This is a genomic window from Tissierella sp. P1, from assembly GCF_002266425.1.
GTDB classification, from domain to species: domain Bacteria; phylum Bacillota; class Clostridia; order Tissierellales; family Tissierellaceae; genus Tissierella; species Tissierella carlieri.
Genome location: NZ_NPMN01000084.1, coordinates 1 through 1,088, shown reverse-complemented (window position 1 = coordinate 1,088; position 1,088 = coordinate 1). Strand labels below are relative to the sequence as shown.

The window sequence follows — 1,088 nt, the reverse complement described above, 5'->3', positions numbered from 1 at the left end:
TTTTATCTTAGCATTATCTAACGGCTCATCTACTGTTAAAACTGGTGCTAATTTATCTTTTATTACCACTACTGATGCTGATGGTTCTGTTTCTATTCCATTCAACTCAGCTGTTACCTTAATTGTATTTCTTTCTTCTGGTATAGGTACTTCTACTGCAAATACTCTATTCTCAGAATCTATTGAGGTTGCCTTTACATCGTTTACATATACATTTACCTTACCATCTGCTGTAACCTTTCCTTCTACTCTTATTGTATCTTGATTTGTATAGCTTTCTGGAGCTAAATTAGTTATTGCCGGAACATCCATTGCATATTCCATTCTTGCTCTAATCATCAATCCGCCTTCAATATCTTCAGAGCTTATTAGTTTAAATTCTCCGTCAACATTCATATATGATCTATCTGCATATGGTGAATTTTGGTCTATACCTGTTCCTGGACACTGAGTACCTACTTTGTCTTGGATTGTTGAGATATAGAAGTCTTTATCTGTTGAGAATCCAAAGCTTGATAGGTCTATATAGTTCCATGCCCCTCTAACTACATCTTGGAATATTGGTTCTCCAACTTTATATGGTTTTCCATTTGCATCTATTCCATATATTGTAAATCCTATTCTATTTCCTCCCGGACTTGGCCATGAAGTATCCCAGAAGTAAATATTTGTACCTTTTACTTTACCAAATTGATCTGGTGTAAATCTTACTGCCAATCCATTAGGTGCTGCATTTAGTACTAATGCATTTTCAGCTGTTCCATCATCATAGATTATATTGTCTTCATAACCTACAAATCTCTTTAATCCTATATTTACATCTACTGTTTCATTTCCAGCTACATCTACTGTAGTTTCTCCTGGCTCAAATCCATCTGCTACTACCTTAAGTGTATATGTTCCCTCTAGAACATTAGGAATTACGAAATATCCCTCTGCATCAGCTGTAACTGGTGCTACTCTTGGATCTTCTACTACTCTTACTACAGCATAAGCTGCCGGAGTTTCATAATATCTGTCAAATACTCTGCCTGTAATAGTTCCTTGTGGTTTAGGTTCTAATATGAAGTTTGATTTTGCAGTTTGGT

Annotated in this window: 1 protein-coding gene; it reads right to left on the bottom strand. The window is 35.5% G+C overall.

Translation table 11 applies throughout. The annotated features are described in order from the left end of the window. Positions 1-1,088: carboxypeptidase-like regulatory domain-containing protein (locus CIW83_RS21815; RefSeq protein WP_143598623.1), on the bottom strand; the 1,088-nt coding region annotated here is incomplete at both ends.